Origin of the sequence: Novosphingobium kaempferiae, assembly GCF_021227995.1 — a bacterium.
Taxonomy (GTDB): domain Bacteria; phylum Pseudomonadota; class Alphaproteobacteria; order Sphingomonadales; family Sphingomonadaceae; genus Novosphingobium; species Novosphingobium kaempferiae.
On the sequence record NZ_CP089301.1, the window covers coordinates 3,759,067 to 3,785,849 of the forward strand.

Annotated in this window: 25 protein-coding genes; 17 read left to right on the forward strand and 8 right to left on the reverse strand. The window is 66.5% G+C overall.

Annotated elements, in window-relative coordinates:
* Positions 1-13: 13 nt before the first annotated feature.
* Positions 14-724, forward strand: coding sequence for a dienelactone hydrolase family protein (locus tag LO787_RS17230; RefSeq protein WP_232492221.1), 711 nt, complete (start codon positions 14-16; stop codon positions 722-724).
* Positions 725-799: 75 nt separating this feature from the next.
* On the opposite strand, the gene hisI is transcribed toward LO787_RS17230, so the two are convergent.
* Entirely contained in the window at positions 800-1,177 is a 378-nt protein-coding gene (hisI, locus tag LO787_RS17235) for a phosphoribosyl-AMP cyclohydrolase (RefSeq protein ID WP_232492222.1), read from the reverse strand.
* A gap of 348 nt (positions 1,178-1,525) precedes the next feature.
* Positions 1,526-2,266 (reverse strand): ComF family protein, encoded by a 741-nt coding sequence (locus LO787_RS17240; RefSeq protein ID WP_232492223.1) that lies wholly within the window; start codon positions 2,264-2,266, stop codon positions 1,526-1,528.
* Between the two features lie 86 nt (positions 2,267-2,352).
* Here LO787_RS17240 and LO787_RS17245 point away from each other — a divergent pair, with 86 nt between their 5' ends.
* Positions 2,353-3,111, forward strand: a complete 759-nt coding sequence (locus tag LO787_RS17245; RefSeq protein WP_232492224.1) for a methyltransferase domain-containing protein — start codon at positions 2,353-2,355, stop codon at positions 3,109-3,111.
* An 85-nt stretch (positions 3,112-3,196) separates the two neighbouring features.
* Here LO787_RS17245 and ppdK read toward each other — a convergent pair whose 3' ends face one another.
* The 3 genes from ppdK to LO787_RS17260 are packed head-to-tail and all read right to left on the reverse strand — an operon-like array spanning position 3,197 to position 9,079.
* Entirely contained in the window at positions 3,197-5,860 is a 2,664-nt protein-coding gene (ppdK, locus tag LO787_RS17250; RefSeq protein WP_232492225.1) for a pyruvate, phosphate dikinase, read from the reverse strand.
* Positions 5,861-5,915: 55 nt separating this feature from the next.
* A complete protein-coding gene (gene glyS / locus LO787_RS17255; protein ID WP_232492226.1) occupies positions 5,916-8,180 on the reverse strand; it encodes a glycine--tRNA ligase subunit beta in 2,265 nt (754 codons plus the stop codon).
* Positions 8,177-9,079 carry a glycine--tRNA ligase subunit alpha gene (locus tag LO787_RS17260; protein WP_232492227.1) on the reverse strand — a complete coding sequence of 301 codons (903 nt, stop codon included), beginning with the start codon at positions 9,077-9,079 and terminating at the stop codon, positions 8,177-8,179. Before LO787_RS17260 ends, glyS begins: the two co-directional genes overlap by 4 nt.
* A 187-nt stretch (positions 9,080-9,266) precedes the next feature.
* Here LO787_RS17260 and LO787_RS17265 point away from each other — a divergent pair, with 187 nt between their 5' ends.
* From LO787_RS17265 to LO787_RS17300, 8 genes are all read left to right on the forward strand, one after another.
* Entirely contained in the window at positions 9,267-9,548 is a 282-nt protein-coding gene (locus LO787_RS17265; protein WP_232492228.1) for a hypothetical protein, read from the forward strand.
* Between the two features lie 6 nt (positions 9,549-9,554).
* Positions 9,555-9,752, forward strand: a complete 198-nt coding sequence (locus LO787_RS17270; protein WP_232492229.1) for a helix-turn-helix transcriptional regulator — start codon at positions 9,555-9,557, stop codon at positions 9,750-9,752.
* Positions 9,736-10,380 (forward strand): hypothetical protein, encoded by a 645-nt coding sequence (locus tag LO787_RS17275; protein WP_232492230.1) that lies wholly within the window; start codon positions 9,736-9,738, stop codon positions 10,378-10,380. The genes LO787_RS17270 and LO787_RS17275 overlap by 17 nt, the downstream gene beginning before the upstream one ends.
* 38 nt (positions 10,381-10,418) lie before the next feature.
* Positions 10,419-11,330 carry a TraB/GumN family protein gene (locus LO787_RS17280; RefSeq protein WP_232492231.1) on the forward strand — a complete coding sequence of 304 codons (912 nt, stop codon included), beginning with the start codon at positions 10,419-10,421 and terminating at the stop codon, positions 11,328-11,330.
* A gap of 6 nt (positions 11,331-11,336) precedes the next feature.
* Positions 11,337-12,188 (forward strand): TraB/GumN family protein, encoded by an 852-nt coding sequence (locus tag LO787_RS17285; RefSeq protein WP_232492232.1) that lies wholly within the window; start codon positions 11,337-11,339, stop codon positions 12,186-12,188.
* A 184-nt stretch (positions 12,189-12,372) separates the two neighbouring features.
* Complete coding sequence (locus LO787_RS17290) at positions 12,373-12,987, forward strand: 50S ribosomal protein L25/general stress protein Ctc (RefSeq protein ID WP_232492233.1); 615 nt, start codon at positions 12,373-12,375, stop codon at positions 12,985-12,987.
* A 102-nt stretch (positions 12,988-13,089) separates the two neighbouring features.
* The gene (gene pth / locus LO787_RS17295) at positions 13,090-13,665 is read left to right on the forward strand and encodes an aminoacyl-tRNA hydrolase (protein WP_232492234.1); all 576 of its coding nucleotides are present in this window, start codon (positions 13,090-13,092) and stop codon (positions 13,663-13,665) included.
* Between the two features lie 147 nt (positions 13,666-13,812).
* Positions 13,813-14,199, forward strand: a complete 387-nt coding sequence (locus LO787_RS17300; RefSeq protein ID WP_232492235.1) for a PEP-CTERM sorting domain-containing protein — start codon at positions 13,813-13,815, stop codon at positions 14,197-14,199.
* A 103-nt stretch (positions 14,200-14,302) separates the two neighbouring features.
* Here the strand turns inward: LO787_RS17300 and LO787_RS17305 are convergent, their stop codons facing one another.
* Positions 14,303-15,820, reverse strand: a complete 1,518-nt coding sequence (locus LO787_RS17305; RefSeq protein WP_232492236.1) for a tetratricopeptide repeat protein — start codon at positions 15,818-15,820, stop codon at positions 14,303-14,305.
* Between the two features lie 122 nt (positions 15,821-15,942).
* Here LO787_RS17305 and ychF point away from each other — a divergent pair, with 122 nt between their 5' ends.
* Complete coding sequence (gene ychF, locus LO787_RS17310; protein ID WP_232492237.1) at positions 15,943-17,043, forward strand: redox-regulated ATPase YchF; 1,101 nt, start codon at positions 15,943-15,945, stop codon at positions 17,041-17,043.
* A gap of 106 nt (positions 17,044-17,149) precedes the next feature.
* Positions 17,150-18,385 (forward strand): alkaline phosphatase family protein, encoded by a 1,236-nt coding sequence (locus LO787_RS17315; protein ID WP_420847819.1) that lies wholly within the window; start codon positions 17,150-17,152, stop codon positions 18,383-18,385.
* Positions 18,386-18,391: 6 nt separating this feature from the next.
* Here LO787_RS17315 and LO787_RS17320 read toward each other — a convergent pair whose 3' ends face one another.
* Together LO787_RS17320 and mutL are read right to left on the reverse strand one after the other, a co-directional pair.
* A complete protein-coding gene (locus tag LO787_RS17320) occupies positions 18,392-18,886 on the reverse strand; it encodes a hypothetical protein (RefSeq protein ID WP_232492238.1) in 495 nt (164 codons plus the stop codon).
* A complete protein-coding gene (mutL, locus tag LO787_RS17325; protein WP_232492239.1) occupies positions 18,883-20,697 on the reverse strand; it encodes a DNA mismatch repair endonuclease MutL in 1,815 nt (604 codons plus the stop codon). Before mutL ends, LO787_RS17320 begins: the two co-directional genes overlap by 4 nt.
* A 237-nt stretch (positions 20,698-20,934) precedes the next feature.
* Here mutL and LO787_RS17330 point away from each other — a divergent pair, with 237 nt between their 5' ends.
* The 5 genes from LO787_RS17330 to rodA all read left to right on the forward strand — a co-directional run bounded on the left by LO787_RS17330 (position 20,935) and on the right by rodA (position 26,713).
* A complete protein-coding gene (locus tag LO787_RS17330; protein ID WP_103094580.1) occupies positions 20,935-21,981 on the forward strand; it encodes a rod shape-determining protein in 1,047 nt (348 codons plus the stop codon).
* Positions 21,982-22,084: 103 nt separating this feature from the next.
* Positions 22,085-22,969: a rod shape-determining protein MreC gene (locus tag LO787_RS17335; RefSeq protein ID WP_232492240.1), complete on the forward strand. Its 885-nt coding sequence runs from the start codon at positions 22,085-22,087 to the stop codon at positions 22,967-22,969.
* Positions 22,970-22,971: 2 nt separating this feature from the next.
* The gene (mreD, locus tag LO787_RS17340; RefSeq protein WP_232492241.1) at positions 22,972-23,520 is read left to right on the forward strand and encodes a rod shape-determining protein MreD; all 549 of its coding nucleotides are present in this window, start codon (positions 22,972-22,974) and stop codon (positions 23,518-23,520) included.
* Positions 23,517-25,604 carry a penicillin-binding protein 2 gene (gene mrdA / locus LO787_RS17345; protein WP_232492242.1) on the forward strand — a complete coding sequence of 696 codons (2,088 nt, stop codon included), beginning with the start codon at positions 23,517-23,519 and terminating at the stop codon, positions 25,602-25,604. Before mreD ends, mrdA begins: the two co-directional genes overlap by 4 nt.
* Positions 25,601-26,713: a rod shape-determining protein RodA gene (gene rodA / locus LO787_RS17350; RefSeq protein ID WP_232492243.1), complete on the forward strand. Its 1,113-nt coding sequence runs from the start codon at positions 25,601-25,603 to the stop codon at positions 26,711-26,713. Before mrdA ends, rodA begins: the two co-directional genes overlap by 4 nt.
* Positions 26,714-26,783 lie beyond the last annotated feature (70 nt).

The following is a 26,783-nucleotide window of genomic DNA, read 5'->3' on the forward strand; positions in this document are numbered from 1 at the left end:
GCCCGAGAGAACAATGACCTACACCCCTTCGCTCGAACCCGTCGCCTACTCGCATGCGGGCGTCGACCTCACCGGCTGGCTGGCCCGGCCGGAGGGCACGGCCCGTGCGGCCGTGGCGCTGTTTCCCACCATCGCCAACGTCATCCCGCTGATGGAAGAGCGCGCCCGCAAGCTGGCCGCGGAAGGCTATCTGGTGATGATCACCGACTTCTACGGCGAGCCGATCGCAAGCTTCGAGGCGTCGTTCCCCATCGCCGAGAAGCTGCGCGCCAACAACGACTACTACCGTGCCCGGATCATCGCCGGGATCGACGTACTGCGCGGGCTGGCGGATGGCCTGAAACTCTTCGCCATCGGTCACTGCATGGGAGGCCAGGCGGTGCTCGAAGCCGCGCGCGCGGGTGAGGAACTGGCAGGCGTGGTCAGCTTCCACGGCACCCTGCCGACGACGGCACCGGCCCAGCCCGGCGGCATCCGCCCGCGCATCCTCGTCTGCCACGGCGATGCCGACCCCCTCGTTCCGCGCGAACATGTCGTGGCGTTCTGGGAGGAAATGGACGCAGCCGGAGCGAACTGGCACTTCCACAGCTACGGCAACGTGAAGCACGGGTTCACCGACCCGCACAGCCCCGACAAGGGCATGGCGTTCCTCGACTACAACGTCAGCGCCGATCGCCAGTCCTGGGCGTCGATGCTGTCGTTCTTCGAAGAAATCCTGGGCTGATATACATTCCTCCCCGAGCTTGTCTCGGGGAGGTGGCGGCGCGAAGCGCTGACGGTGGGGCAGTGGCGCGAGGCTTCAGCGCTCGACCCGCTCCAGCACTTCGCCATCCAGCTTGCGATAGAAGCAGCTGCGCGCACCGGTGTGGCAGGCCGGGCCTTCGGGCGTGACGCGCAGTTCCAGCGCGTCCTGATCGCAGTCCACCCGGATTTCGTCCACACGCAGGAAGTGCCCTGAAGTCTCGCCCTTGAGCCACAGCTTCCCGCGAGAGCGTGAGTGGAAATGCGCCAGCCCCGTCTCACGGGTCTTCGCCAATGCCTCGGCGTCCATATAGGCGACCATCAGGATCTCTCGCGAACGCGAATCGACGGCGATGGCGATGAGCAATCCCTGCGCATCGAAGCGCGGCAGGAACGCTGTTCCCATCTCCCGTTCCTCAGTCGTCACGTCCGTCATAGCCCCGATCATCCCTGTTTCCGCTACCAGCGGCATAATTGTTGCAGCACAGCCACAGCGGCGGATCAAAATCCACGTTAACCGGCGAACCCTCTTTCCAAAAAAGACGATTCGGTGAAATCTGTCCTTGCAGCTGGGGGGCTGCTTCTGACCCACAGGTCGCTCGCAGGCAAGTGTTCGGCAAGGAACACCGGCCTGAAACGGAAAGCGGGCCACGGTTCAGGGAATGCTTACGATGAGGGATCGGACCAGACGGTATCAGGGGCACCGTCTAACTGCGCAAGCAGGGTTCAACAGTTTCGTCACGAGGACGCCCGGAGCCGCAAGGTTCCGGGCGTTTTCGTTTGATCAGGCGATATCGAGCGCCTCGTCCAGCACGCGGGAGAAGCAGGCGATGACCACCCGCTCCGCCCCCGCCCGTTTCAAGGCAGAGACGCAGGCATCACTCGTGGCCCCGCTGGTCAGCACGTCGTCGACGAGAACCACCTTCGTCCCTTTCAGCACGGCCTTTCGCCCGGGATGCACCGCAATCGCGCCGGACAGCGCCCGCTTGCGCGCCAGCTTGCCAAGCCCACCCAGCGAGCGCGTCGCCTTGCGCCTGACGAGAGCATCGACCGCAAGCCGTGCCCCGGTTCGCTTTCCGATCTGCCGGGCCAGTTCGGCCGCCTGGTTATAGCCGCGCTTCCACAAGCGCCAGCGATGCAGAGGGACGGGCACGAGCACCCAGTCCTCGTCCACGAATGACAGCTTGGGCACCATCAGCCCCGCCATCATCGGCGCGAGCGCAATGCGGTTGCCGTGCTTGAAAGCAAGCACAAGCTTGCGCGACGGATCGTTGTAGAGCGTGCCCGCAGCGATCCCGCCATGGCGCGGTGGATCGGCGAGGCATGGTGCGCAGGTTCCGCCCTCCGGCATGGCGTCGCCGAACGGCCGCTGGCAGGATGCGCAGCAAGGCTCCCCCGGAATGACGAGCGTGTTCCAGCAGTCCACGCACAGCCCCGCCGCCGAACCGATCGCCGCTCCGCATAGCGGGCAGCGTGGCGGAAAGATCAGGTCTATCAACGGCGCAAGGGCCTGTCCGGGCGACATGGCGCGATCCTATGCAACCGCCCTTGCGCAACAAGCCCGCACGAGGGGCATTGCAAGGTTTTCATCGACGCGGCAGGGGAACGTCCATGGCAAGCAAGGCTCCCCCCCGCATCTTCTCCCCGGCCCGCCGCATGGCCCTCCGCCGGCGCATGCTGCAACTCCAGCAGTTGCCCGATGCACCGCGCTACCTGATCGACGACATGGTGGAGGATGTGCTGGAGCGCCTGTCCTTCCTGCGCTTCGAGCCGAAGACCGCGCTGGTGGTGGGCGATTATTCGGGTGCCCTCGCCACTCAGTTGCGCGCGCAGGGTGTGACCGTGACCGAAGTCGATCCCGCCATGGGCTTCGTCGAGGAGCAGCCCTGGCCGTTCGCGGACATCGATCTCATCGCCAGCCTCGGCACTCTCGACACCGTGAACGACCTGCCGGGCGCGCTCGTCCATGCGCGCAAGGCGCTGGCGCCGGGCGGGATGCTGATCGCCAGCTTCCTCGCCTCGGGCAGCGTGCAGAAGCTGCGCGACGTGATGCTGGCAGCCGACGGCGACCGACCGGCGGCGCGGGTTCACCCCTCGGTCGATGTGCGCGCGGGGGCACAACTGCTCCAGCGCACCCTCTATGCGGACCCGGTGGCGGATCATCGTCATCTCGACGTGGGTTTCCGCAGCCTTGAGCGCCTTGCGGGCGACCTGCGTGCGCAGGGCCTGGCGAACGTGCTCGCCGATCCCGGCCCGCCGCTCGGCAAGGCGGCGCTGGCGCGGGCGCATGATGCGTTCGCTGCTGCCGGTGAAGGCGGACGTACGGTGGAGCGATTCGAAATCCTGACGCTGTCCGGCTGGAAGCGTTGAGGCACAAAAAATCGGCGAGGCCCATGGGAGCCTCGCCGATGAATTTTTCCGGTAGCGGTCCCGGGTCAGGCCCGGGACAACGCCATCAGGCCAGCGCAGCCTGAGCCGCAGCCAGACGCGCGATCGGCACGCGGTAGGGCGAGGCCGAGACGTAATCGAGGCCGACCTTTTCGCAGAACGCGATCGAGGCGGGATCGCCGCCATGCTCGCCGCAGATGCCGAGCTTGAGCGCATCGTAAGTCGCGCGGCCACGCTCGGCGCCGAGCTGGACCAACTGGCCCACGCCCTCGACGTCGAGGCTGACGAACGGGTCGCGCGGATAGATGCCCTTCTCGACGTAGGGGCTGAGGAAACGCGCGGCGTCGTCGCGCGAGACGCCCAGCGTGGTCTGCGTCAGGTCGTTGGTGCCGAACGAGAAGAACTTCGCCTCTTCCGCGATCTCGCCTGCCATCAGCGCGGCGCGCGGCAGTTCGATCATGGTGCCAACGAGGTAGTCGAGCGTCTTGCCCTTCTCTGCGAAGACCTTGGTCGCAGCCTCGTCGACGACCTTCTTGAGGATCGCCAGTTCGCGCTTCGTGGCGACGAGCGGGATCATCACTTCCGGCACGATCGCCTCGCCCGAAGCCAGGGCGACGTCGCAGGCCGCCTCGAAGATGGCGCGGGCCTGCATCTCGTAGATCTCGGGGAAGGTGATGCCGAGGCGGCAACCGCGATGGCCGAGCATCGGGTTGAACTCGTGCAGTTCGTCCGCCCGGCGCTTGAGCGTATCCACACCGATGCCGATGGCGTCCGACAGTTCCGAGAACTCCGCGTCGCTGTGTGGCAGGAACTCGTGCAGCGGCGGGTCGAGCAGGCGGATGGTGACGGGCAGGCCCGCCATCACCTCGAAGATCGCCTGGAAATCCGCACGCTGTTCGGGCAGCAGCTTGGTGAGCGCCTCGCGGCGGCCCTTCTCGTCCTCGGCCAGGATCATCTGGCGCACGGCCGAGATGCGGGTGGCGTCGAAGAACATGTGCTCGGTGCGGCACAGGCCGATGCCCTCGGCACCGAACTGGCGGGCCATGCGGCAGTCTGCGGGCGTCTCAGCGTTGGTGCGCACCTTCATGCGGCGGTGCTTGTCGGCCCACTCCATTAGCGTACCGAAGTCACCCGCGAGTTCCGGCTCGATGGTGGCCACTTCGCCCGCCATGATGTCGCCGGTGGCGCCGTCGAGGGTGATGAGATCGCCCTCCTTCAGCTCACGGGTGCCCATGCGCAGGGTGCGGGTCTTCATGTCGATCGACAGGCCGGACGCGCCCGAGACGCAGGGACGGCCCATGCCGCGCGCCACGACCGCCGCGTGGCTGGTCATGCCGCCGCGCGCGGTGAGGATGCCCTTCGCCGCGTGCATGCCGTGGATGTCCTCCGGCGAAGTCTCGACACGAACGAGGACGACCGCCTCGCCCATCTCCGCGCGCTTTTCGGCGGTGTCGGCATCGAGCACGATCGCGCCCGAAGCCGCGCCCGGCGACGCCGGCAGGCCCTTGCCGAGAATGTCGCGCGGGGCCTTGGGGTCGAGCGTCGGGTGCAGAAGCTGGTCGAGCGCCATCGGATCGACGCGCTTGATCGCGGTCGCCTCGTCGATCAGGCCTTCCTCGACCATGTCGACGGCCATCTTCAGCGCGGCCTTCGCGGTGCGCTTGCCCGAGCGGGTCTGCAGCATCCACAGCTTGTTCTGCTGCACCGTGAACTCGATGTCCTGCATATCGCGGTAGTGCTTTTCGAGCAGGTCGAACACGGCGGCGAGTTCGGCGTAGGCCTGCGGCATCGCCTCTTCCATCGACAGCGGCTTGGCCCCGGCACGCTCGCGCGCGGCCTTGGTCAGGTACTGTGGGGTGCGGATGCCGGCGACGACGTCCTCGCCCTGCGCATTGACCAGCCATTCGCCGTAGTAGGCGCGCTCGCCGGTCGCGGGGTCGCGGGTGAACGCCACGCCCGTTGCCGAGGTGTCGCCCATGTTGCCGAAGACCATGGCCTGCACGTTGACGGCGGTGCCCCAGTCACCCGGGATGTCGTTGAGGCGGCGGTAGACCTTGGCGCGGTCCGCGTCCCAGCTGTCGAACACGGCCTGGATCGCGCCCCAGAGCTGTTCCTGCGGATCCTGCGGGAACGGCTTGCCCAGTTCACGCTCGACGATGGCGGTGTATTCCTTGACCAGCTTGCGCCAGTCGTTCGCGGTCAGTTCGACGTCGTTGTCGTAGCCGTTGTCTTCCTTGGCGATCTCCAGCGCTTCCTCGAACAGATGGTGCTCGACGCCGAGGACGACGTCCGAATACATCTGGATGAAGCGACGGTAGCTGTCCCACGCGAAGCGCTCGTCACCCGAAGTAGCGCTGAGACCCTCCACGGTCACATCGTTCAGGCCGAGGTTCAGCACGGTGTCCATCATGCCCGGCATCGAGACGCGGGCGCCCGAGCGGACCGAGACGAGCAGCGGGTCGGCGGCGTCTCCAAACGCCTTGCCCACGGTCTTCTCGATATGGGCGAGCGCTTCGGCGACTTCTGCCCGCAGTTCGTCCGAGAAGTTCGCGCCCTCCGCGAGATACTTCACGCACTCTTCGGTGGTGATGGTGAAGCCGGGAGGCACCGGCAGACCGATCCCGGCCATCTCGGCAAGGTTCGCGCCCTTGCCGCCGGTGATCACCTTGTCCTTCGCGCGCGGATCGTCGTGCTTTACGCCGCCGCCGAACGTGTAGACCTGCTTAGTCATTAGTCCCAAATCTCCGGGATTTTTGCGCAAGAATGCAGATCGTGGGGAAACCCTCCTACCCCTCGATCCGCGAGAAATCCGCCACGTTGTGCACCGCAGCACGGAAGCGATCAAGCAGTGCAAGACGAGATGTTCTTTTTATGGAGTCAGTATCGTTGACCGTCACCTGTTCAAAGAACCCGTCGATAGGCGCGCGAAGCGATGCCAGCGCGCTCATTGCACTTGCGAAATCTTCGTCAGCAACTGCCGTGGCCGCCCGAGGTTCCGCAGCATCGAGCGCGTCGATCAACGCCTGCTCCGCCGGTTCGGCCGCATAGCCGAGCGCCGACTTCGCCGCAGCATAGATTTCCTGCATGTCGGGATCGTCGACGTTTTCGAGCGGATCCTCGTCGCCGGTATGCGGATGTGCGGGTGCAGCATCGGGGCCGGTCCAGTTCTCCTTGCGGAGAATGTTGGCGGCACGCTTGTAGCCCGCGAGGAGGTTGGCGCCGTCCTCGCTGCCGACGAAGGCCTGCAACGCATAGACGCGGGCGAGAAGGCGGACGAGATCGTCCTCGCCGCCGAGCGCAAACACGGCGTCGATCAGGTCATGACGAACGCCTGCTTCCTTCTGCTGGACCTTGAGGCGGTCAGCGAAGAAGTTGAGCAGGTCCAGCGATCTTTGTTCAATCTCAAGTTGCAGCGGTGACATATAACGTTTGTTTAACGGTATATTTTGGGACGCCGAGATGCTTTCGGCAGCTTTACCAAGCGCAGTCAGACGTCCGCGAATAGCCTCATTCTGCTCGCAAAGGACCGCAAGAACCCGATCGAATATCGGCAGCAAGTCGGCTCGAAGATCATTCTGCGTGATCTGAACCTGAGTTCCGATGGTGGCACGGCGCAAGGCGAATGGATCTTTGGAACCCGTAGGCCTTTCTTCAATGGCAAAGAAGCCGACCAACGTATCCAGCTTATCCGCCAGCGACACTGCCACCGTCACCGGTGCGGTGGGGACTTCGTCGCCCTGCCCGACCGGCTTGTAGTGGTCGCGGATGGCGTCGGCCACGGCGTCGGGCAGACCCTCGGCGCGGGCATAGTAACCGCCCATGAGGCCCTGCAGTTCGGGGAACTCGCCGACCATCTCGGTCACGAGATCGGCCTTGCACAGTTCCGCCGCCTGACGCGCCAGAGCCGGGTCGCAGTTCGGGACGATGCCCTCGGCTGCCAGCCACTCGGCCAGCTTGGCCACGCGCTCGACCTTGTCGGCAACGGTGCCCAGCTTCTCGTGGAAGGTGATGCGGGCCAGCTTCTTCGCTTGATCGGCCAGTGAAACCTTACGGTCCTGCTGCCAGAAGAAACGCGCGTCGGACAGGCGCGCGGCAAGAACCTTGCGGTTGCCCGCGACGATCCCCGTGCCGCCGTCAGTGGCGTCGATATTGGCGGTGCAGACGAAGGCATCGGCCAGATTGCCCTCGGCATCCTCGCACACGAAGTACTTCTGGTTCACGCGCGCGGTGAGCTGGATCGTCTCGGGCGGGACTTCGAGGAACGCCTCGTCGAAGCGGCCGAGCAGCGGCACCGGCCATTCGGTCAGCCCTGCGTTCTCGATCACCAGCCCCTCGTCCTCGACGAGCTTGAGGCCCGCGGCGGCAGCGACGTTGCGCGCCTCGTCGCGGATGAGATCCTGACGCTCGACGTGATCGACGATGACGTGGCAGGCCGACAGCTTGCGCGCGTAATCATGCGCGCCGCCGATGGTGATCTCTCCGGGCGCGTGGAAGCGGTGGCCCTTGGTGGCGTAGCCGGACTTGATGCCGCCGACTTCGCACTCGACCAGATCCTCGCCCAGAATGGCGACGATGCCGGAGAGCGGGCGCACCCAGCGCAGCGATTCCGTGGTGATCGACGCGGCGCCCCAGCGCTGCGACTTGGGCCATGGGAAGGCGCGCACGATGGCGGGGATCGCCTCGGCCAGAACGTCCTTCACGGCGCGGCCGGGCTTCTCGACCACGGCAAAGTACGTGTCCTTGCCCTTGAGGTCGCGCACTTCGAGCTGGTCCTTGGTCAGACCCGTCTTGCGCAGGAAGCCTTCGAGCGCCTGTTCGGGCGCGGTCGTGGCAGGGCCCTTGGTCTCCTCGCTCACCGCTTCGGTGGTTTCCGGCAGGCTGTTGGCGATCAGCGCGAGGCGGCGCGGGGTCGACCATACGGTAATCTGGCCAAGCGCGACGCCCGCAGCGTCCATTTCCTTGCGGAACAGCTTTTCCAGATCGGCGCGCGCGCCCGCCTGCATGCGGGCCGGGATCTCTTCGCTGCGCAGTTCGAGAAGGAAGTCGGTCATACGGTCCACCCGGGGAACTTGGCTTCCCACTTGTCCTTGTTCACGTCGATCCATGCCTGGCACGATCCCTTGGCGAGATCGCGCACGCGGGCCATGTAGCTGGCGCGTTCCTGCACCGAGATCACGCCACGCGCCTGCAACAGGTTGAAGAGGTGCGACGCCTCGATCGCCTGGTCATAGGCGGCGAGCGGGATCTTCGCGTCGATGCAGCGCATGCACTCGGCCTCGGCGGCCTTGAAGCCGGCAAACAGGGCGTGCGTGTCGGCGATCTCGAAGTTATACTTCGATTGCTGCTGCTCGTTCGCTAGGAAGACATCGCCATAGCTGACGCCTTCGTTGTTGAATCGGAGGTCGTAGACCGAGTCCACGCCCTGAATGTACATCGCCAGACGCTCAAGGCCGTAAGTCAGCTCGCCCGCTACCGGCTTGCAGTCGAAGCCGCCCATCTGCTGGAAGTAGGTGAACTGCGTCACCTCCATGCCGTCGCACCAGACTTCCCAGCCAAGGCCCCAGGCGCCCAGCGTCGGGCTTTCCCAGTCGTCTTCGACGAAGCGGATGTCGTGCTCCAGCGGGTCCACGCCGATCTCGGCGAGGGACTGGAGGTACAGTTCCTGCAGGTTCTCCGGGTTCGGCTTCAGGATCACCTGATACTGGTAGTAGTGCTGGAGCCGGTTCGGGTTCTCGCCATAACGACCGTCGGTCGGACGGCGCGAGGGCTGCACGTAGGCGGCCTTCCACGGCTCGGGCCCGAGCGCGCGGAGCGTCGTGGCGGGATGGAAGGTGCCCGCGCCCATGCGCATGTCGTAGGGCTGCAGGATAAGGCAGCCCTGCGCGCTCCAGAAGTTGTGGAGCGTCAGGATCATGTCCTGGAAGCTGAGCGGCTGTTTGGCGGCGGTCATTGCGGTTCCGTCGTTTTATCGAATGCGCGGCCTTTGGCGGATCGGGCCCGTCAAATCAACAGCACAAAGCTTTGCCATGCCCTGATGCCCGAGGCGCAATGTCAGGTTTTGTTGACATGGTCAGCGAATCACGACATAAAGTCATGCATACCTGACATAACGTCAGGATGGCATGACGAGGTGTACCATGATCGAGCAGTTCAAGAGCGTCACCGTCCGCAGCGTCCTGAAGACCCTGTTTCACGGCAAGCCCGACGCCACTCGGGAAGAAGCCCGCAACTATCTGCGCTGGGGCCATGTCGCGCCGTCGGCCGAGCACAAGATTATCCTGCTGGCGGCGGCTGCCATCGCGGCCATTCTCATGCTGGTGACGGCAGTGCAGGCCGACGCCGCCCCTCGCCCGGGACAGCCCGTCAAGGCCGCAGCGGAGCCTGTCACGCGCGTCGTCCTCATCGCCCCGCTGGCCTGACCGGCGATGAACAACCGGCTCAAGGTGCTGCGCGCGGAGCGCAACTGGAGCCAGGCCGAACTGGCCGAGCGCCTCGACGTGTCCCGCCAGGCGGTGAACGCGATCGAGACCGGCAAGCACGACCCCTCGCTCCCGCTGGCGTTCCGCCTGGCGCGGCTGTTCAACCTCTCGATCGAGGAGATTTTCGATGACGGACACCGTTGATACCGTCCGCCCCATGAGCGCCATGCATGCATCGCTCCGACTGGCGGGAGGCTGCATACTCGGGATATTCGGCGCGGGCCTCGCGGTCGGCGTGACGATGAGCGTCATCGAGGACGGCGTGCTGAGAGCCAGGGGCGGCATCGCGCTGGGCGTCGCCGCAGCCTGCATCGCCATCGCGTGCTGGCTGCTCCTGTCCATGCGGACGCGCTTCCCCCTGCCGCGCAGCCCGCGCGCCAGACGCTCTCGCATCGCGCTCTACCTCTCGCTGGGCGTCGCCTTCGTCGCGGGAGGCGCCGCCGGGATCACGGGACACCTGACGGGAGACGGCAACGGCTTCCCGATGCTGTTCGAGCACGGCCCCATCAGCAGCACGCTGGCGATCTGCGCCATCGCCGGATGGCTGATCGCGATGGGCGCCTCGATCTACTGGCACCTCACGCTCGACGAGATCGAGCGCGCCGAATACGAGGCCGGGGGCACGCTCGCCATGTATGCCTACCTGCTCGCCGCCCCCGCATGGTGGCTGGCGTGGCGCGGCGGCATGGCGCCCGAACCTGACGGCGTCGCGATCTTCGTGATGGTGTGCACCGTCTGGTCGCTGGGCTGGGCATGGCGACGCTATCGTTGATCTGGTCGAACGCGTGCGCGGCGTCTAAGGAGACTGCAATGTCCCGCTTCCGCTTCTGGATCGACGCCGCGACTTGCGCGCTGTTCGTCCTCCCCGCCCTCCCCGCCTACGCCGAGCCGGAGGCCGTGGCGGTTGCCGCCCCCGCTCCCGTCGTGACGCCCGCCTTGTGGAAGGTCGCGGACAAGGACACGACTATCTGGCTGTTCGGCACCATCCACGTCCTGCCCGGGCAGGTGGACTGGTATCGCGGCCCCATCGCCGCCGCCTTCGACGCATCGCAGGAACTCGTCACCGAAGTCCGCATGGACGAGACCGCGCAGTCGCAGGACGTGATCCTGCGCATGAGCCGTCGTGACGACGGCAAGACCCTGCGCGAGACGCTGGCGCCCGCCGAACAGCAGGCCTACGACACCGCGCTCTCCGGGCTCGGCCTGCCGACGACCGCGTTCGACGCCAACGATGCGTGGTTCGCCGCCCTCATGCTGACGCTGATCCCGCTCAAGACGGCGGGCTACAGTACCGAGACCGGCATTGACCAGCAGGTCGCGACCCGGGCGAAGGCACGGCACCTGACGAACGAGGCGTTCGAGACGGTCGAATATCAGATCGGCCTGTTCGACAAGCTCCCCGAACCGACCCAGCGCGCCTATCTCGGCGAAGTACTGGAGGCGCTGCCCTCGGTGAAGGCCGATGTCGATGCCATGGTCGCCGCGTGGAAGACGGGCGATGCCGAGCATCTCGCCGAACTGCTGAACGAGGACGAGAGCGATCCGCTTGTGCGCAAGGTGCTCATCACCGACCGCAACGTCACATGGGCAAAGTGGCTCAAGGCCCGCCTGAAGAAGCCGGGCACCGTATTCGTCGCGGTCGGCGCAGGGCACCTTGCCGGGCCGGGCAGCGTGCAGGACCAGCTTGCCGCCTCCGGCATCCGTTCGCAGCGGGTGCAGTAAGCCTTCATGCGCCGCTTCATCGTAGCGCTCTGCGTTCTGGGGCTCCTCGCCTGCTCGCCCAAGCCGCAGGAGGCCAACCCCGCGCTCTGGCGGATCGAGGACGGCAACGGTCATGAAGGCTGGCTGTTCGGCACCATCCATTCATCGGACCGCCCGCTGGCCTGGCGCACGCCCAGGGTCGATGCCGCGCTCAACGGCTCGGGCACGATCATGGTCGAGGTCGGCAACCTTGCCAATGAGGCCGAAGTCGCCGCCACGTTCGCGCGCCTTGCGGGTAGCGAGGGGCAGCCGCCGCTGTCGCAGCGAGTGGCCCCGAAGGACCGCCCTGCCCTCGCCACACTGCTGAACAAGAGCGGCCATGCCGATGGCGACTTCGCCGCGATGGACACCTGGGCCGTCGCCCTCACGCTGGCTCGTTCCGGAGCGGACGAGGGCGATACGCGCAATGGCGTAGACCGGGGGGTGATCGCCTCGGCCGGAACGCGCCCGGTGGTGGAACTCGAAGGCGCCGCTACGCAACTCGGCCTGTTCGACGCGCTGCCGGAGAAGGAACAGCGCGACCTCCTCTCCGCCGTCGTGGTCGAAGCCTCGACGCCCGATCGCGACCTCGCCGCAAGCTGGCGCAAGGGCGACATGGCCGCGATCGAGAAGGAGACGCGCTCGGGCCTGCTCGCCGACCCGGAACTGCGCAAAGTGCTGTTCACGGGGCGCAACCGGAGCTGGACGACGAAGATCGCTCAGGCCGTGCGTTTGGGCCGAAAGCCCTTCGTCGCGGTCGGTGCGGCGCACATGGCGGGATCGCAGGGGCTGCCCGCGATGCTGGAGGCTGAGGGTTTCAAGATCACACGCGTTGAGTAGGACGCCGGGGCTTCGACAAGCTCAGCCAGCGCCCCATCACCCCACATGCCCCTTGCTTTTCCGGGCATCTGCCAGTAAGGGCCGCGCCTTCCCGTCATGGTCATCCCTGGAGGCGTGGCGGGACGGTGCGGGCCGATGAGCGGTCCGACGCCGTACTTTTATCCAGTTTTGAAAGGCAAGTCCCATGAGCGATACGCTTAACCTGCCGGCCGAGACGCGTGATCGGGCTGGCAAGGGAGCCTCCCGTGCACTGCGTCGTGACGGTCGCGTGCCCGCGGTCATCTACGGCGGCAATGAAGAGCCCCTCGCGATCCACGTGCAGGAAAAGGAGCTGGCCCGCCAGCTCGGAACCGGCCACTTCTTCAACTCGATCATCGAAGTCGAAGTCGACGGCAAGAAGTTCCGCACCCAGCCCAAGGACGTTGCCTTCCACCCGGTCACCGACCGTCCGCTCCACGCCGACTTCCTGCGCGTCGTCAAGGGCGCGACCGTGCACGTGAACGTGCCCGTCGTGTTCGAGAACGAGGAACTCTCGCCGGGCCTCAAGCGCGGCGGCGTGCTCAACATCGTTCGTCACGACCTCGAACTGGTCTGCGACGCCGAGAAGATCCCGCACGAGATCACCATCGACGTGACCGGCTTCGACGTGGGCGAATCGATCCACATCAGCCACGTCAAGCTGCCCAAGGGCGTCGAGAGCGCGATCACCGACCGTGACTTCACGATCGCGACGATCGCCGCTCCGTCTGCCCTGCGCAGCGAAGAAGGCGACACCACGCAGGAAGCGGCAGGCGAGTAAGCCTTCCCACCTTCGGGTCCGGATCAGGCCCCTTCCGCTTCGGTGGAAGGGGCCTTTTCTTTTATGCGCCCTCCCCCTACCGGAAGGGCCGAAAGGAACACGATGGCTACGCAGCTCTGGGTCGGTCTGGGCAACCCCGGCCCGCAATACGCCTTCAACCGCCACAACGTGGGCTTCATGGTCTGCGATGCGATTGCCGAGATCCACGGCTTTGGTCCGGTCCAGAAGAAGTTCCAGGGCTGGCTGCAGGAAGGCCGCATCGGCAGCGACAAGGTGCTGCTGCTCAAGCCCGCGACCTTCATGAACGAAAGCGGCCGGTCGGTGGGAGAGGCGATGCGCTTCTACAAGCTGGATCTGTCGGCGCTGACCGTGTTCCATGACGAGCTCGACCTCCTGCCCTTCAAGGTCAAGGTGAAGCAGAGCGGCGGCCATGCCGGGCACAACGGGCTGCGCTCGATCGACCAGCACCTCGGCGCGGATTTCCGCCGCGTGCGCCTCGGCATCGGCCATCCCGGCCACAAGGACCGCGTGACCGGCTACGTGCTGGGCAACTATGCCAAGGCGGAGATGGACCCGCTGGCGGACATGCTGGGCGCTGTGGCCGCCGAAGCGGACTGGCTGGCGAGCGGGGACGACACTCGCTTCATGAACGACGTCGCGTTGCGGCAGCAGCCCTGATGCCACCAGCTCAACGAGTGTCGGGTTAGCTTACAAACAGTTCACTTCACCTGACTCGACAACTAGAAAAACCCCGAAAATCAGCGTTTGGCATGGCCGTTGCTTAGAAGCAGTCAACCAACACGGGTAACTAGGGGTTAGACTACCATGTTCCGCAAGACTCTGATCGCACTCTCGCTCACCGTCGGTGCGACCGTCGCCATGACCGCGCCGGCGCACGCGACTTATGGCCACAAGCACACCTGCGGCTGCGGCCACCTGAGCAAGAAGCAGTGTGGCGGCAGCACCTCGACCAGCACCAGCTCGACCTCGGGCGGAACCACCACGACCACTTCGGGCGGCACGACCACCTCGACCTCGACGTCCGGCGGCACCACGACGTCGACCTCGGGTGGTACCACCACCTCGACTTCGAGCGGCGGCACCACCAGTTCGTCGGGCGGCACCGCGGTTCCGGAGCCCGGCATGCTCGGCATGCTCGGCGCTGGCCTGATCGCGCTGGCCTACGCCCGCCGTCGCAAGACGCGCGCCTGACAGTTCCGCACGCTCGATGGCCGGCGCGGGGGGCGTCGGTACATCGGGCGGATACGGCCCCGCACTTTCCCTTGCCGGGCCGACACTACAGCCGCCGCCGGTCTCAACCGGCGGCGGCTTTTGCTTTCCTGAGCTCGCGCGCGATCTCGGCATTGCGCGGATCGATCAAGGCCGCCGCCTCCAGCAACCGCCGCGCCTCAGGCAAGTCCTGACCGGCAACGAGGCGAACGGCGCCCGCGACGTAGAGATAGTCGGCATTGCGCCGATCCAGCGAGACCGCCCGGTCGGCATGCCGGATCGCCGCCGCCGCATCGCCTAGCCCACTGCTCGCCAGCGCCAGACGTCGCAGCACCTCGCCATCCTCGCCCCGCGCCAGCAGGCGTTCGTAGACCGTCACCGCCGTGGCCCACCGCCGTCCGGCGAGCGCGCCTTCGCCCTGCTCGACGAGCGCCATCGTCTCCCTGATCCGCGTAGGATCCAGCCGTGCCTGCAAGGCCTCCGCCTCGGGTGCCCCCACCGCACGCCCCGCCTGCGCCGCGCGTTCGATTACCTCCGGCTGCGCCAGCGTACTTGCCGCCAGCGGCGCAAGGGTCGCCCAGGCACCCTGCGCATCCCCGGTCGCGAGTTGCGCCTCGCCCAGCATCAGGCGCGCATAGGGATTGCCCGGAAGCACCAGCACTGCCCGGCGAAACAGAAGCCGCGCCTGCTCCGCATGGCCAAGTCGAAGCAGCGCTTCCCCATAGGTCATGCTGAGCGGCGAGCCCGCGTCGAGTTCGGACTCGCGGGCCTGCAAGGCAAGGCGTATCTGCTCCCACTCACCCTTCTCTGACATGAGCTGGATACGCATCTGGTCCACCTCGGTGTCGTTAGGTGCCACCTCTGCGGCCTGTTCGACCAGCCTCGACGCCTCATCCAGCTTGCCGATTCCGTCGTAGTGACGGGCCAGAGCGAGCATCGGCGCAGCGCGATCCGGGAACGCATCGATCGCCTTGCGATAGGCCCGCGCTGCCTCTTCGTCGCGTCCCTGAGCCGAAGCGAGGTCTCCCGACATCACCAAAGTCTCGTAAGAGTTTGGTCCAAGCTGCTGCATTCGCTTGAGAAGTCTGGCGGCACGGACGAGATTTTCGTTCACCAGAAGATAGCGCGCAAAGGACGCGGCCAGCCGGATATCGCCGCCTTGCGCCATACCCTTCTCGTAGGCATCCCGCGCTCCCTCGTCTTCGCCCAGCGCCAGCAGGGATTCGGCCCGCACACGCCACCCCTCAGGCGAAGCATCATCGCCCAGCAGCTCCAGCGCCCGCTTCGGATTCTGCCGCAAGAGCGCCGCTTCGGCCTTCATCCGCGCGGTATTGCGCCCTCCGGCCCGCTCCAGCCGCGCAATCGCGCCCTCAGCGCCATCCGGGTCGCCAAGCCGCAAGTGCGTTTCCGCCAGTAGCGCCAGCATGGCCGCATCGCGCGGCTTTTCCTGCAAGGCCGCGGCCACCTTCACGCGCGCTTCCTGATAGTTCTCGGCCGCGAAATTCTCCCGCGCGCTGGCGAACAGCGTTTCGGGACTGTCGCCGCAAGCCGAGAGGGAACCGAAAGCAACCAGCGGCAGTACGAGACGGATCGAGCGCTTCATACGCGCAGCTTCTGGCCCCAAGACCTGAAATTTCCGTCAACCGCCCCCATATTCGCCGCCGACTGGTCAAGTCGCCCCAGCATCGCTATGGGCGCGCAACAAACATATTTCCGGAGTTTTCGATGGGTTTCCGTTGCGGGATCGTGGGCCTGCCCAATGTCGGCAAGTCGACCTTGTTCAATGCGCTGACAGAGACGCAGGCGGCGCAGGCGGCCAATTATCCCTTCTGCACGATCGAGCCCAACGTCGGCCAGGTCGGCGTGCCCGATCCGCGCCTCGACAAGCTCGCCGAAATCGCGGGTTCGGCGAAGATCATCCCGACGCAGCTGTCGTTCGTGGACATCGCCGGCCTCGTGCGCGGCGCATCGAAGGGTGAGGGCCTGGGCAACCAGTTCCTCGGCAACATCCGCGAAGTCGACGCGATCATCCACGTCCTGCGCTGCTTCGAGAACGACGACATCCAGCACGTCGACAACAAGGTCGACCCGATCGCCGACGCCGAGACGGTCGAGACCGAACTGCTGCTCTCCGACCTCGAAAGCCTCGAAAAGCGTGTCCCCGCCGCTCAGAAGAAGGCGACGCAGGGCGACAAGGAAGCCAAAATCGTCGCTTCCGTGCTCGGTCAGGCGCTGGAACTCCTGCGCGAAGGCAAGCCCGCGCGCCTGACCCAGCCCAAGGACGAGGACGAGGCCCGCGTCTTCGCGCAGGCGCAGCTCATCACCGCCAAGCCGGTGCTCTACGTCTGCAACGTCGAGGAAGAAGCAGCGGCCGAGGGCAACGCCTTCTCCGCCCGCGTCTTCGAGAAGGCCGCGGCAGAAGGCGCCAGCGCGGTCATCGTCTCCGCCGCCATCGAGGCCGAACTGACCGGCATGGAAATCGAGGATCGCATGGTCTTCCTCGAGGAAATGGGCCTTGCCGAAGCCGGCCTCGCGCGCATCATCCGTGCCGGGTACACGCTGCTCGAACTGCTGACCTTCTTCACGGTCGGCCCCAAGGAAGCGCGCGCCTGGACCATCCACAAGGGCGCCAAGGCACCCGAGGCGGCAGGCACGATCCACTCCGACATGCAGCGCGGCTTCATCCGCGCCGAAACCATCGCCTACGACGACTTCGTCGCCCTGAACGGCGAGGCTGGCGCCAAGGAAGCCGGCAAGCTGCGTCAGGAAGGCAAGGAATACGTCGTCGCCGACGGCGACGTGATGCACTTCAAGTTCAACGTCTGATCTCGGGAACGGCCGTCCACATCTGGCGGGCGGTCGTTTGCCGAAGCGCCGGACCGGACACTGCGACATGGCACTGTCATCGCAGCCTTTCTAAAGAGCCCGCGTGATTCGCTTCGATTTCGTGCTCGCCGCGCTGCTCGCGCTCCTGCCATTCCACGCCATCGCCGAAGAAATCCGCAAGCCGGTGACGATCCTCGTATCGATCGACGGCTTCCGCGCTGACTATCTCGAACGCGGCGTGACGCCGACACTGTCGCGGCTGGCCCAAGGCGGCATCAGCGCCGCGATGCGCCCCTCGTTCCCCAGCAAGACCTTCCCCAACCACTGGGCCATAGTCACGGGCAAGGTGCCCGACCGCAACGGCATCGTCGCCAACCGCTTCGAGGATCCGCACCGCCCCGGCGAGACATTCACGATGGCGAGCGACGATCCGTTCTGGTGGAACGAGGCCGAACCGATCTGGGTCGCCGCAGAGAAGGCCGGTATCCGCACCGCCGCCATGTTCTGGCCCGGATCGAACATAGCGTGGGGCGGTGTGCAGGCGCCCAAGCCCGCGCACGGCCAGATCGGCGGCACGCGCCCGCAGGACTGGCAGCACTTCGATGGGTCGATCACGCCGCTGCAGCGGGTCGAGACCGTGCTCGACTGGATGCGCCGCCCCGCCGGTATCCGTCCTCGCTTCATCACGCTCTACTTCGATGAAGTGGACACTGCCGGTCATACCTACGGGCCGGATGACGCGCATACCATGCAGGCGCTTGCCGATGTCGACGGCGATGTCGGCAGGCTCGTGGAGGGGCTCCGCGCGCTCAGGCAGCCCGTCAATCTGGTGATCGTCGCCGATCACGGCATGGCCGCGATATCGAGCGAGCGCGTCATCGCGCTCGATACGGTCGCCAATCCGAAATGGTATCGCCTGATAGAGAGCGGCCCCTTCGCAGGCCTAGCCCCCACGCCGGGCAACGAGAAGAAGCTGGCCAAGGCACTGGCCAAGCCGAACGCCCACATGGAATGCTGGCCGCGCGAGGCTATTCCCGCCCGTTTCCATTACGGCAGCAACCCGCGGGTCTTCCCGTACTTCTGCCTTGCCCAGACGGGCTGGCAGATCCTTGCGACAAAGCCGGGCAAGGCTTCGACCGGCGGTGCGCACGGTTATGACAACACCGCGCCCGAAATGGCCGCGCTGTTCGTCGCCAACGGTCCGTCCATCGCCGTCGCGGGTCGCCTGCCCGGCTTCGCCAACGTCGATGTCACCGCCCTGCTGCGCGACCTGATCGGACTGCCCGCCGATCCCCATGCCGACGGCAGCGGCGCTCCGTTTCGTGGAGTTCTGCGTCGCTGAACCAGATCAGGTCCGGCAGCGCATCGTCCCGTCGGCGCGGAAGGCCACGCGCTCCTGCGCATCGTGGATGATGATGCGGGCGGGCCAGGTATCCGCATCGGCATTCGTACCCGCATCGGGCTGGCGCACGATGTCCACCCAGCTCGACAACCCGATGTAAGTCGTGCGTGCCCCGCTCGGCAGGTCGGCGCTGAGATTGCGCGCCGAGAACCGCTTGAGATCGCTGCCAACGCGCATGTAGCCCTCATCGCGAGTGGCGATGAACAGCGGGTCGGACGCAGTGCCCTTGCTGAAGGTGCAACCGGGCTTGTCTAGGCCGTAGCGCTGGATGTCGTCGGTGGTGATGGCGATCGGCACGATGGGCTTGAACGGCTCCCTGCTCATCCGCTCAACCATGGCGACGTCATGGGCATCGTCAGCCGCTTTCTCCGCAGGAGTGTCCTCTCCGCAGCCCGCCAGCATCGCGAGCGCGGCCATGGTCGTCGCTAGTCTTCGCATCATTTCCGCCCGAACAGTTTCTCTATGTCCTGATGGGCAAGTTTAACCCACGTAGGGCGGCCATGGTTGCATTGGCCCGAACGCGGCGTGCGCTCCATTTCGCGCAGTAGCGCATTCATCTCCGCCACCGAGAGCACGCGCCCTGCCCGCACCGAGCCGTGGCAGGCCATCGTCGCGAGGACGAGGTCGAGCTTCTCCCCCAGCAGCAGGGCGTCGCCGTTACGGGCGAGATCGTCGGCAACGTCCTGAACCAACGCGCCGACATCGCTCTTCGAGAGCACCGACGGGACTGCCCGAACCAGCATCGCCGCCGGGCCGAAGCGTTCGAGGACGAGCCCGTGACGCGCCAGTTCGGGCAGCTTGTCCTCCAGCGCGTCGCAGGCGACTTCCTCAAGCTCGACGACCTCGGGCAGCAACAGTGCCTGGGAGCGATTCATCGCCTCCTCCGCGCCCGCCGCCTTCAGCTTCTCGAGCACGAGACGTTCGTGCGCGGCGTGCTGATCGACGATGACGAGGCCGTCTTCCGCCTCCGCAACGATATAGGTGCCGGCCACCTGCCCGCGTGCGACGCCGAGGGGATAGCGCAAGGCCTCCTCGCTCGCCTCGACCGCAGCCTCGGCACGCGCGGCGGGCTGGGCCATGACCTCGGCTTCGTAGGAACGCCATGCCGCGCCCGTCTCGGACACGCGAGACGGCTGATAATCGCTGCGCGGCGCGCTGTACTCGCGGGCGAACAGCGAACCGAGCGACGGTGCGGGCGAAGGCGTGACCGGCTCCACCTGCCACATGTTCATCGCGGCGCTCTGCGGCGGCTGTGCGCTCTTCTGTCCCGCGCCTTCCAGCGCATGACGCAAGGCACCGACGAGGAAACCGCGGATGAATGCGGGGTCGCGAAAGCGCACTTCCGTCTTGGCAGGGTGGACGTTGACGTCGACTTCGTCGGGCGGAATGTCGAGGAACAGCGCCAGCACCGCATGGCGGTCCCGCGCCAGCATGTCAGAATAGGCCCCGCGCACCGCGCCGACGAGCAGCTTGTCACGCACCGGACGGCCATTGACGAAGAGGTACTGGTGGTCGGCGACCCCGCGATTGTACGTCGGCAGGCCCGCGACGCCGGTGAGCCGCGCCGTGCCGCGTTCGGCCTCGATGACGACGCCGTCCTCCGCCAGTTCGCGGGCGACGAGGCGTGCCACGCGCGCCGCCAGTTCCTCGCGCGGCTGCACCGAAATCACGCGACGTCCGTCATGCTCCATCGTGAAACCGACATCGGGCCGCGCCATGGCGAGGCGACGCACCACGTCGAGGCAGACGGCATACTCCGAGCGTGGCGAGCGCAGGAACTTGCGCCGCGCGGGCACTTTGCCGAACAGGTCTTCGACGCGGATGCGCGTGCCCGGCGGAAGGGCTGCGGGGCCATCCTGCGCGACGACGCCATGGTCGACCACCCGCCTCCAGCCCTCGGCAGCGTCGTGCGGTCGGCTTTCGATGGTCAGTCGCGCGACGGAGCCGATCGAGGGCAGCGCCTCGCCCCGGAAGCCCAGCGTGGCGACAAGTTCGATCGCCTCGTCCGGCAGCTTGGAAGTGGCGTGACGTTCAAGCGCCAGCGCGATTTCGTCCGGCCGCATGCCGCAGCCGTCATCCGTCACCTCGATCATGTCGAGCCCGCCCGAGGCGATCCGCACGGTGATCTCGGTCGAGCCCGCGTCGATGGCGTTCTCCACCAGTTCCTTGAGCGCGGAGGCCGGGCGCTCCACCACTTCACCCGCGGCGATGCGGTTGACGAGGTGTTCGGGCAGGCGGCGGATCGTGGGCATGGAGGTCTCGGCAACAACGTTTCGCGACTGCCATGGAGGCAGCATCGTGATGGCTCGCCAAACTAGCGACGAAGCGCCGCTAATTCGAGACGGGCGCGCATCGTTTCCCCCCGGAAAGCGACACAAAATTTTGGCCTTTCGCGAATCGATGGGCTAAGGGGAGCCCTCCCACCCGCAACCCCCTGTCGTCGTCGTCGAAGATGATTCGACAAGCGATTGGTAAGAAACGGATTTTAGATGGCCGGCCCCTTCTCGCGATTCTTCAAACTCGGCTCCCAGAACATGGCGATCGACCTCGGCACGGCGAATACGCTGGTCTACGTGCAGGATCGCGGAATCGTGCTGAACGAGCCTTCGGTCGTCGCCATCGAGACGATGAACGGCGTGAAGAAGGTCAAGGCCGTCGGTGACGACGCCAAGATGATGATGGGCAAGACCCCCGACAACATCGAGGCCATCCGCCCGCTGCGTGACGGCGTGATCGCCGACATCGAGATCGCGGAAGAGATGATCAAGCACTTCATCCGCAAGGTCCACGGCAAGAAGAACCTGTTCCGCTATCCCGAGATCGTGATCTGCGTCCCCTCGGGTTCCACCTCGGTCGAGCGCCGCGCGATCCGCGATGCCGCGTCGAACGCGGGCGCCAGCCAGGTCTACCTGATCCTCGAGCCGATGGCCGCCGCAATCGGCGCCGACATGCCCGTCACCGAGCCGGTCGGCTCGATGGTGGTCGACATCGGCGGCGGCACCACCGAAGTCGCGGTGCTTTCGCTGCGCGGCCTCGCCTACACCACGTCTGTCCGCGTCGGCGGTGACAAGATGGACGAATCCATCGTCTCCTACGTCCGTCGCCACCATAACCTCCTGATCGGCGACGCCACGGCGGAGCGCATCAAGAAGGACTACGGCATCGCCGTCATGCCTGCCGACGGCATCGGCGAGACGATCCACATCAAGGGTCGCGATCTCGTCAACGGCGTGCCGAAGGAGATCACGATCACCCAGGCCAACGTCGCAGAGGCGCTGGCCGAGCCGATCGGCGCGATCATCGAGGGCGTGCGCATTGCGCTTGAGAACACCGCGCCCGAACTCGCGGCCGACATCGTCGACCAGGGCATCGTCCTCACCGGAGGCGGCGCGCTGATCCAGGGCCTCGACGACTATCTGCGCGAAGAGACCGGCCTGCCCGTCAGCGTCGCCGAAGACCCGCTGTCCTGCGTCGCGCTCGGCACTGGCCGCGCGATGGAAGACCCGGTCTATCGCGGCGTCCTGATGTCCGCCTGATCGAACAGGGGGCACCGCGCCGGGAAAGGCGCGGGGCTCCTGAAGGGCGCGGCGGACCTCCCTGCACGGACCGTCGCGCGGGAATGACAGGAGTGCATGGCGCATGGCACCGCCAGCCAATCGGCGCTCCGGCTTTTCGCGCAGGGCGCAGTATTCGACGTTCTTCAATTACACCGCCGGCGTGCTCGGCGCGGTGGTGGGCCTTGGGCTGCTCGTCGTCTCGATCGTCAACCCAGGCGCCTTCGCGACCCTGCGCGGCGCCGCTGCCGATCTGACCGAGTCCCCGGCGCAGGCCACCGCTGGCGGCCGCCGTGCGGGCAAGGACTTCTTCGCCGAGATCGGCGGCTTCTTCCAGACCGGCCGCGAGCATGTGCGCCTCGAACGCGAACTTGCCGAAGCCAAGGTAAGGCTCGCCAAGGCGCAGGCGACCGAGACCGAGAACCGCAAGCTCAAGCAGCTGATGGACTTGCGCGAGGAGGATGCGCAGCCGGTCGCCTACGCCCGTCTCGTCAGCTCGACCGGCGCCAGCACTCGCCGTTTCGCGACGCTTGGCGCAGGGACCGACAAGGGCGTGGTCAAGGGCATGCCGGTGCGCTCGCAACTCGGCCTCGTCGGCCGCGTGCTCGAAGTCGGCCTGTCCAGTTCGCGCGTGCTGCTCATCACCGACACCGAAAGCGTCGTGCCCGTCCGCCGCGCGAAGGACGGCATCCCCGCCTTCGCGCAGGGACACGGCGACGGCACGATCCGCATCCGGCTCGTCAACCTCGGCCTCAATCCGCTGCGCAAGGGCGACGTGATGGTGACTTCGGGTTCGGGCGGGCTCTACCGCCCCGGCACGCCGCTCGCGGTCGTCACCGAACTGCTTCGCGACGGCGCAGTGGCGCGCGTCCTCAGCAATCCCTCCGACACCGACTACGTCGTGATCGAAAGGGCCTGGGCGCCCCCGCCGCCTCCGCCGCCCGCCGAATCCGCCCCCGGGAGCGAGTGAGCATGCCCCTGCTGTCCGGCAACGACACGGTCGTGAGGCAGAGGATCAACCGCAAGCCGTCGCGCTCGATCGCGACCGGACTGCCGTGGCTGACGGTCATGCTCGGATCGCTGGTGCCGAGCTGGTTCCTGATCGCCTCGGCACCCGTTCTACCGCCGCTCGGCTTCCTGATGTTCATCGCGTGGCGCCAGTTGCGCCCCGGCCTGCTGCCGATGTGGGCGGGCCTGCCGCTGGGCCTGTTCGACGACCTGTTCTCAGGATCGCCGTTCGGAACCGCCGTTCTGCTCTGGTCGGTATCCACGATCGTGCTCGACAACGTGGAAGCCCGCCTGCCCTGGCGTAACTTCCTGACCGAGTGGCTGGTGGCGATCGGGCTCATCGTGGCGTATATCGTGCTCTGCCTCGGCGTTTCGAACATCGCCGGAGCATCCGCCCCCCTTCGTGTCATCGTGCCCCAGGTCCTGATTTCCGTGATTTCCTACCCGCTCGTCGGCCGTTTCGTTGCCCTGATGGACCGTATCCGGCTCACGCCGTTCGTGGTCATGCGATGAAGTTCAACTTCCGGCGCCTGCTGCGTCCGCCGCATGTCACCACCGGCACCCTGCGCAACAGCTTTGACCGCCGCACGATCGTCGTCGGCGGCATCCAGGGCGGCATCGGCTGCCTGCTCGCCGCGCGCATGACCTACCTCTCGGTCTTCGAGAACGAGAAGTACAAGCTCAAGGCCGAGAGCAACCGCGTCAACCTCTCGCTGATTCCGCCGCGCCGGGGCTGGATCCTCGACCGCAACGGACAGCCGCTCGCCTCGAACCGCGCCGACTTCCGCGTCGACGTGATCCCCGAACGGATGAGCGATCCGGCACGCACGATCACCGAACTCGGCAAGCTGCTGTCGCTGACCCCGATCGCGATGCAGGACTTGCAGGACAAGCTGGACCGCGCGCACGGCTTCGCGCCGGTCGAGGTCGCCTCGCGCCTCGACTGGGAGCGGTTCGCCGCCGTCAGCGTGCGCCTGCCCGACCTGCCCGGCGTCGTCACGCAGCGCGGCTACTCCCGCTTCTACCCGACCGGGCCATCGGTCGGCCACCTCATCGGCTACGTCGGCGCGGCATCAGCCGAGGAGTACGAGAAGGATCACGATCCCGTCCTCATCACGCCCGGCTACAAGGTCGGCAAGGACGCGCTCGAAAAGTTCTACGAGAAGGACTTGCGCGGCAAGCCCGGCGCGCGGCGCGTGGAAGTCACCGCATCGGGCCGCATCGTGCGCGACCTCGACACGCGCGAGGACGTGCCCGGCAAGACCGTCAAGCTGACCATCGACGCAGGCATCCAGGACTACGCCGCCCGCCGCATCGGCCCGGAGTCCGCCGCCGTCGTGGTGATGGACTGCCAGACGGGCGACGTGCTCGCGATGTGCTCGATGCCCAGCTTCGATCCCAACAGCTTCTCCGACGGCATCGGCCGCCTCGAATGGAAGATGCTGTCGGACGACGACCACGTTCCGCTGCGCAACAAGGTGCTGCGCGGGCTCTATCCGCCGGGCTCCACGGTCAAGCCGATGGTCGGCCTCTCGTTCCTTGAGGCCGGGCTCGATCCGAACGAGTCCGTGTTCTGCGGCGGCGGCCTGCGCGTGGGCAACCGCGTGTTCCACTGCTGGCAGCGGCGCGGCCATGGCCAGGTCAACATGGCCAAGGGCATCTACCAGAGCTGCGACGTCTACTTCTACCACTTCGCCCAGCGCATCGGCATGGACCCGATCGCGGCGATGGCGAAGCGGCTCGGGCTCGGGCAGGAGTTCCCGATGCCGGTGGCCGGCCAGTCCTACGGCACGGTGCCCAGCCCCGCGTGGAAGCTCAAGAAGTACGACAAGGAATGGCAGACCTTCGATACGGTCAACGCCACCATCGGACAGGGCTACTTCCTCGTGAATCCGCTGCAGCAGGCCATTCAGGCTTCCCGCATCGCCAGCGGGCGGATCATCATGCCCAAGCTGATCCACGGGCACGAGCATGAGCCGCAGAAATCCCTCGGAATCCCGGAGGAACACCTCGCCTACGTGCGGCAGGCGATGTCGGACGTCGCCAACGGCCCCGGCTCGGCCCCGCATGCGCGACTGCCGTTCCCGGACATCAAGCTTGCGGGCAAGACCGGTACGGCGCAGGTCGTCGGGCTCAATGTCGGCAACGGCAAGGGCGGCCTGTGGAAGCACCGCGACCACGGCCACTTCATCTGCTTTGCGCCCGCCGACAACCCGCGCTACGCCTGCTCCGTCGTCGTCGAGCACGGCGGAGGTTCCGGGGCTGCCTATCCGATCGCGCGCGACGTGCTGACTTACGTCTTCGACAAGCAGAAGGGCATGGAAGTACTCGACGAACTGGAGAAGAAGTGGGGCGGCACCGCGAAGGAGCGCCTCGACGCGCGGTTCCGGGCCTATTCCGCGCAATACGGCGTCGGAGCCCCCAAGGTTTCGCCCGAAGACGAGCGCCGCAAGCTGCAGGGCGCGGATCAGGGGGACGAACCCCGCCAGCCCATCAGCGAGGCGCAGTCGCCCGCACCCGAGCCTGACGAGGCGGACCGCCCCGCCGCGGCGCCCTCGCCCACACCGACGCCCACCACCGGAGGACCGACGCAATGAACCGCTCGATCGTTCCGGAAGCGATCTCGCGCCAGCCCTGGCAGATGCTGATTCCGCTGTGCGGCCTCGTCGCGCTGGGTGCGGCGGTGCTCTATTCGGCGGCGGGCGGCAGCCTCCAGCCTTACGCGCTGAGCCATGTGGTGCGCTTCGGCGTGTTCCTCGTCATGGCGATCGTCATCTCGCGGATGAGCCGCAACCTGTTCCGCATGGCCGCCTACCCGGTCTACGGCGGCATCACGGTCCTGCTGGTGCTGGTCGAGCTGATCGGCGCGGTCGGCGGCGGCAGCCAGCGCTGGCTGAACCTCGGCTTCATGTCGCTCCAGCCTTCGGAACTGATGAAGCCGGCCATCGTGCTCGTTCTCGCGCGCTTCTACGAGACGCTGCCGCATGCGATGACGGCAAGCTGGCGGGGGCTCGTCCCGGCGGGCGTGCTGATCGGCGTGCCTGCGCTGTTCGTGCTCATCCAGCCTGACCTCGGCACGGCGACGGCGGTGTGTTTCGGCGGTGTGGTGACGATGTTCCTTGCAGGCCTTCCGCTCTGGTGGTTCACGAGCGCCGCGGGAGCGCTGCTCGTCATCGCGCCCATCGCGTTCTTCACCCTGCTGCACGACTACCAGCGCAACCGCGTGCTGGTGTTCCTCGACCCCGAGGGCGATCCGCTCGGCACCGGCTACCACATCACCCAGTCCAAGATCGCCATCGGGTCCGGCGGCATCTTCGGCAAGGGCTTCGGCAACGGCACGCAGAGCCATCTGCAATACCTGCCCGAACCGCACACCGACTTCGTCTTCGCGACCATGTCGGAGGAGTGGGGCCTGATGGGTGGGCTGTTCGTGCTGTTCGTGTTCACCGTCGTCATCGGCTGGGGCATGGGCGTCGCGCGGCGCGCGCCGGACCGGTTCTCCAGCCTGCTGGCGGCGGGCATGACGGCGACGATGTTCTTCTACGTCATGATCAACCTGATGATGGTCATGGGCCTTGCCCCGGTCGTCGGGATTCCCCTGCCTTTCATGAGCCACGGCGGCACCTCGATGCTCACCAACATGATCTGCCTCGGTACGATCATGGCCGTAAACCGTTGGAATCAGGGGCGCGGCTCGCTGCGCTGAGGGCCCGACGGACGAATGGGCAAACTTTTTCAAGTTTCCCCTTCCAATGCCGGAATCAGCCGTTATAGGA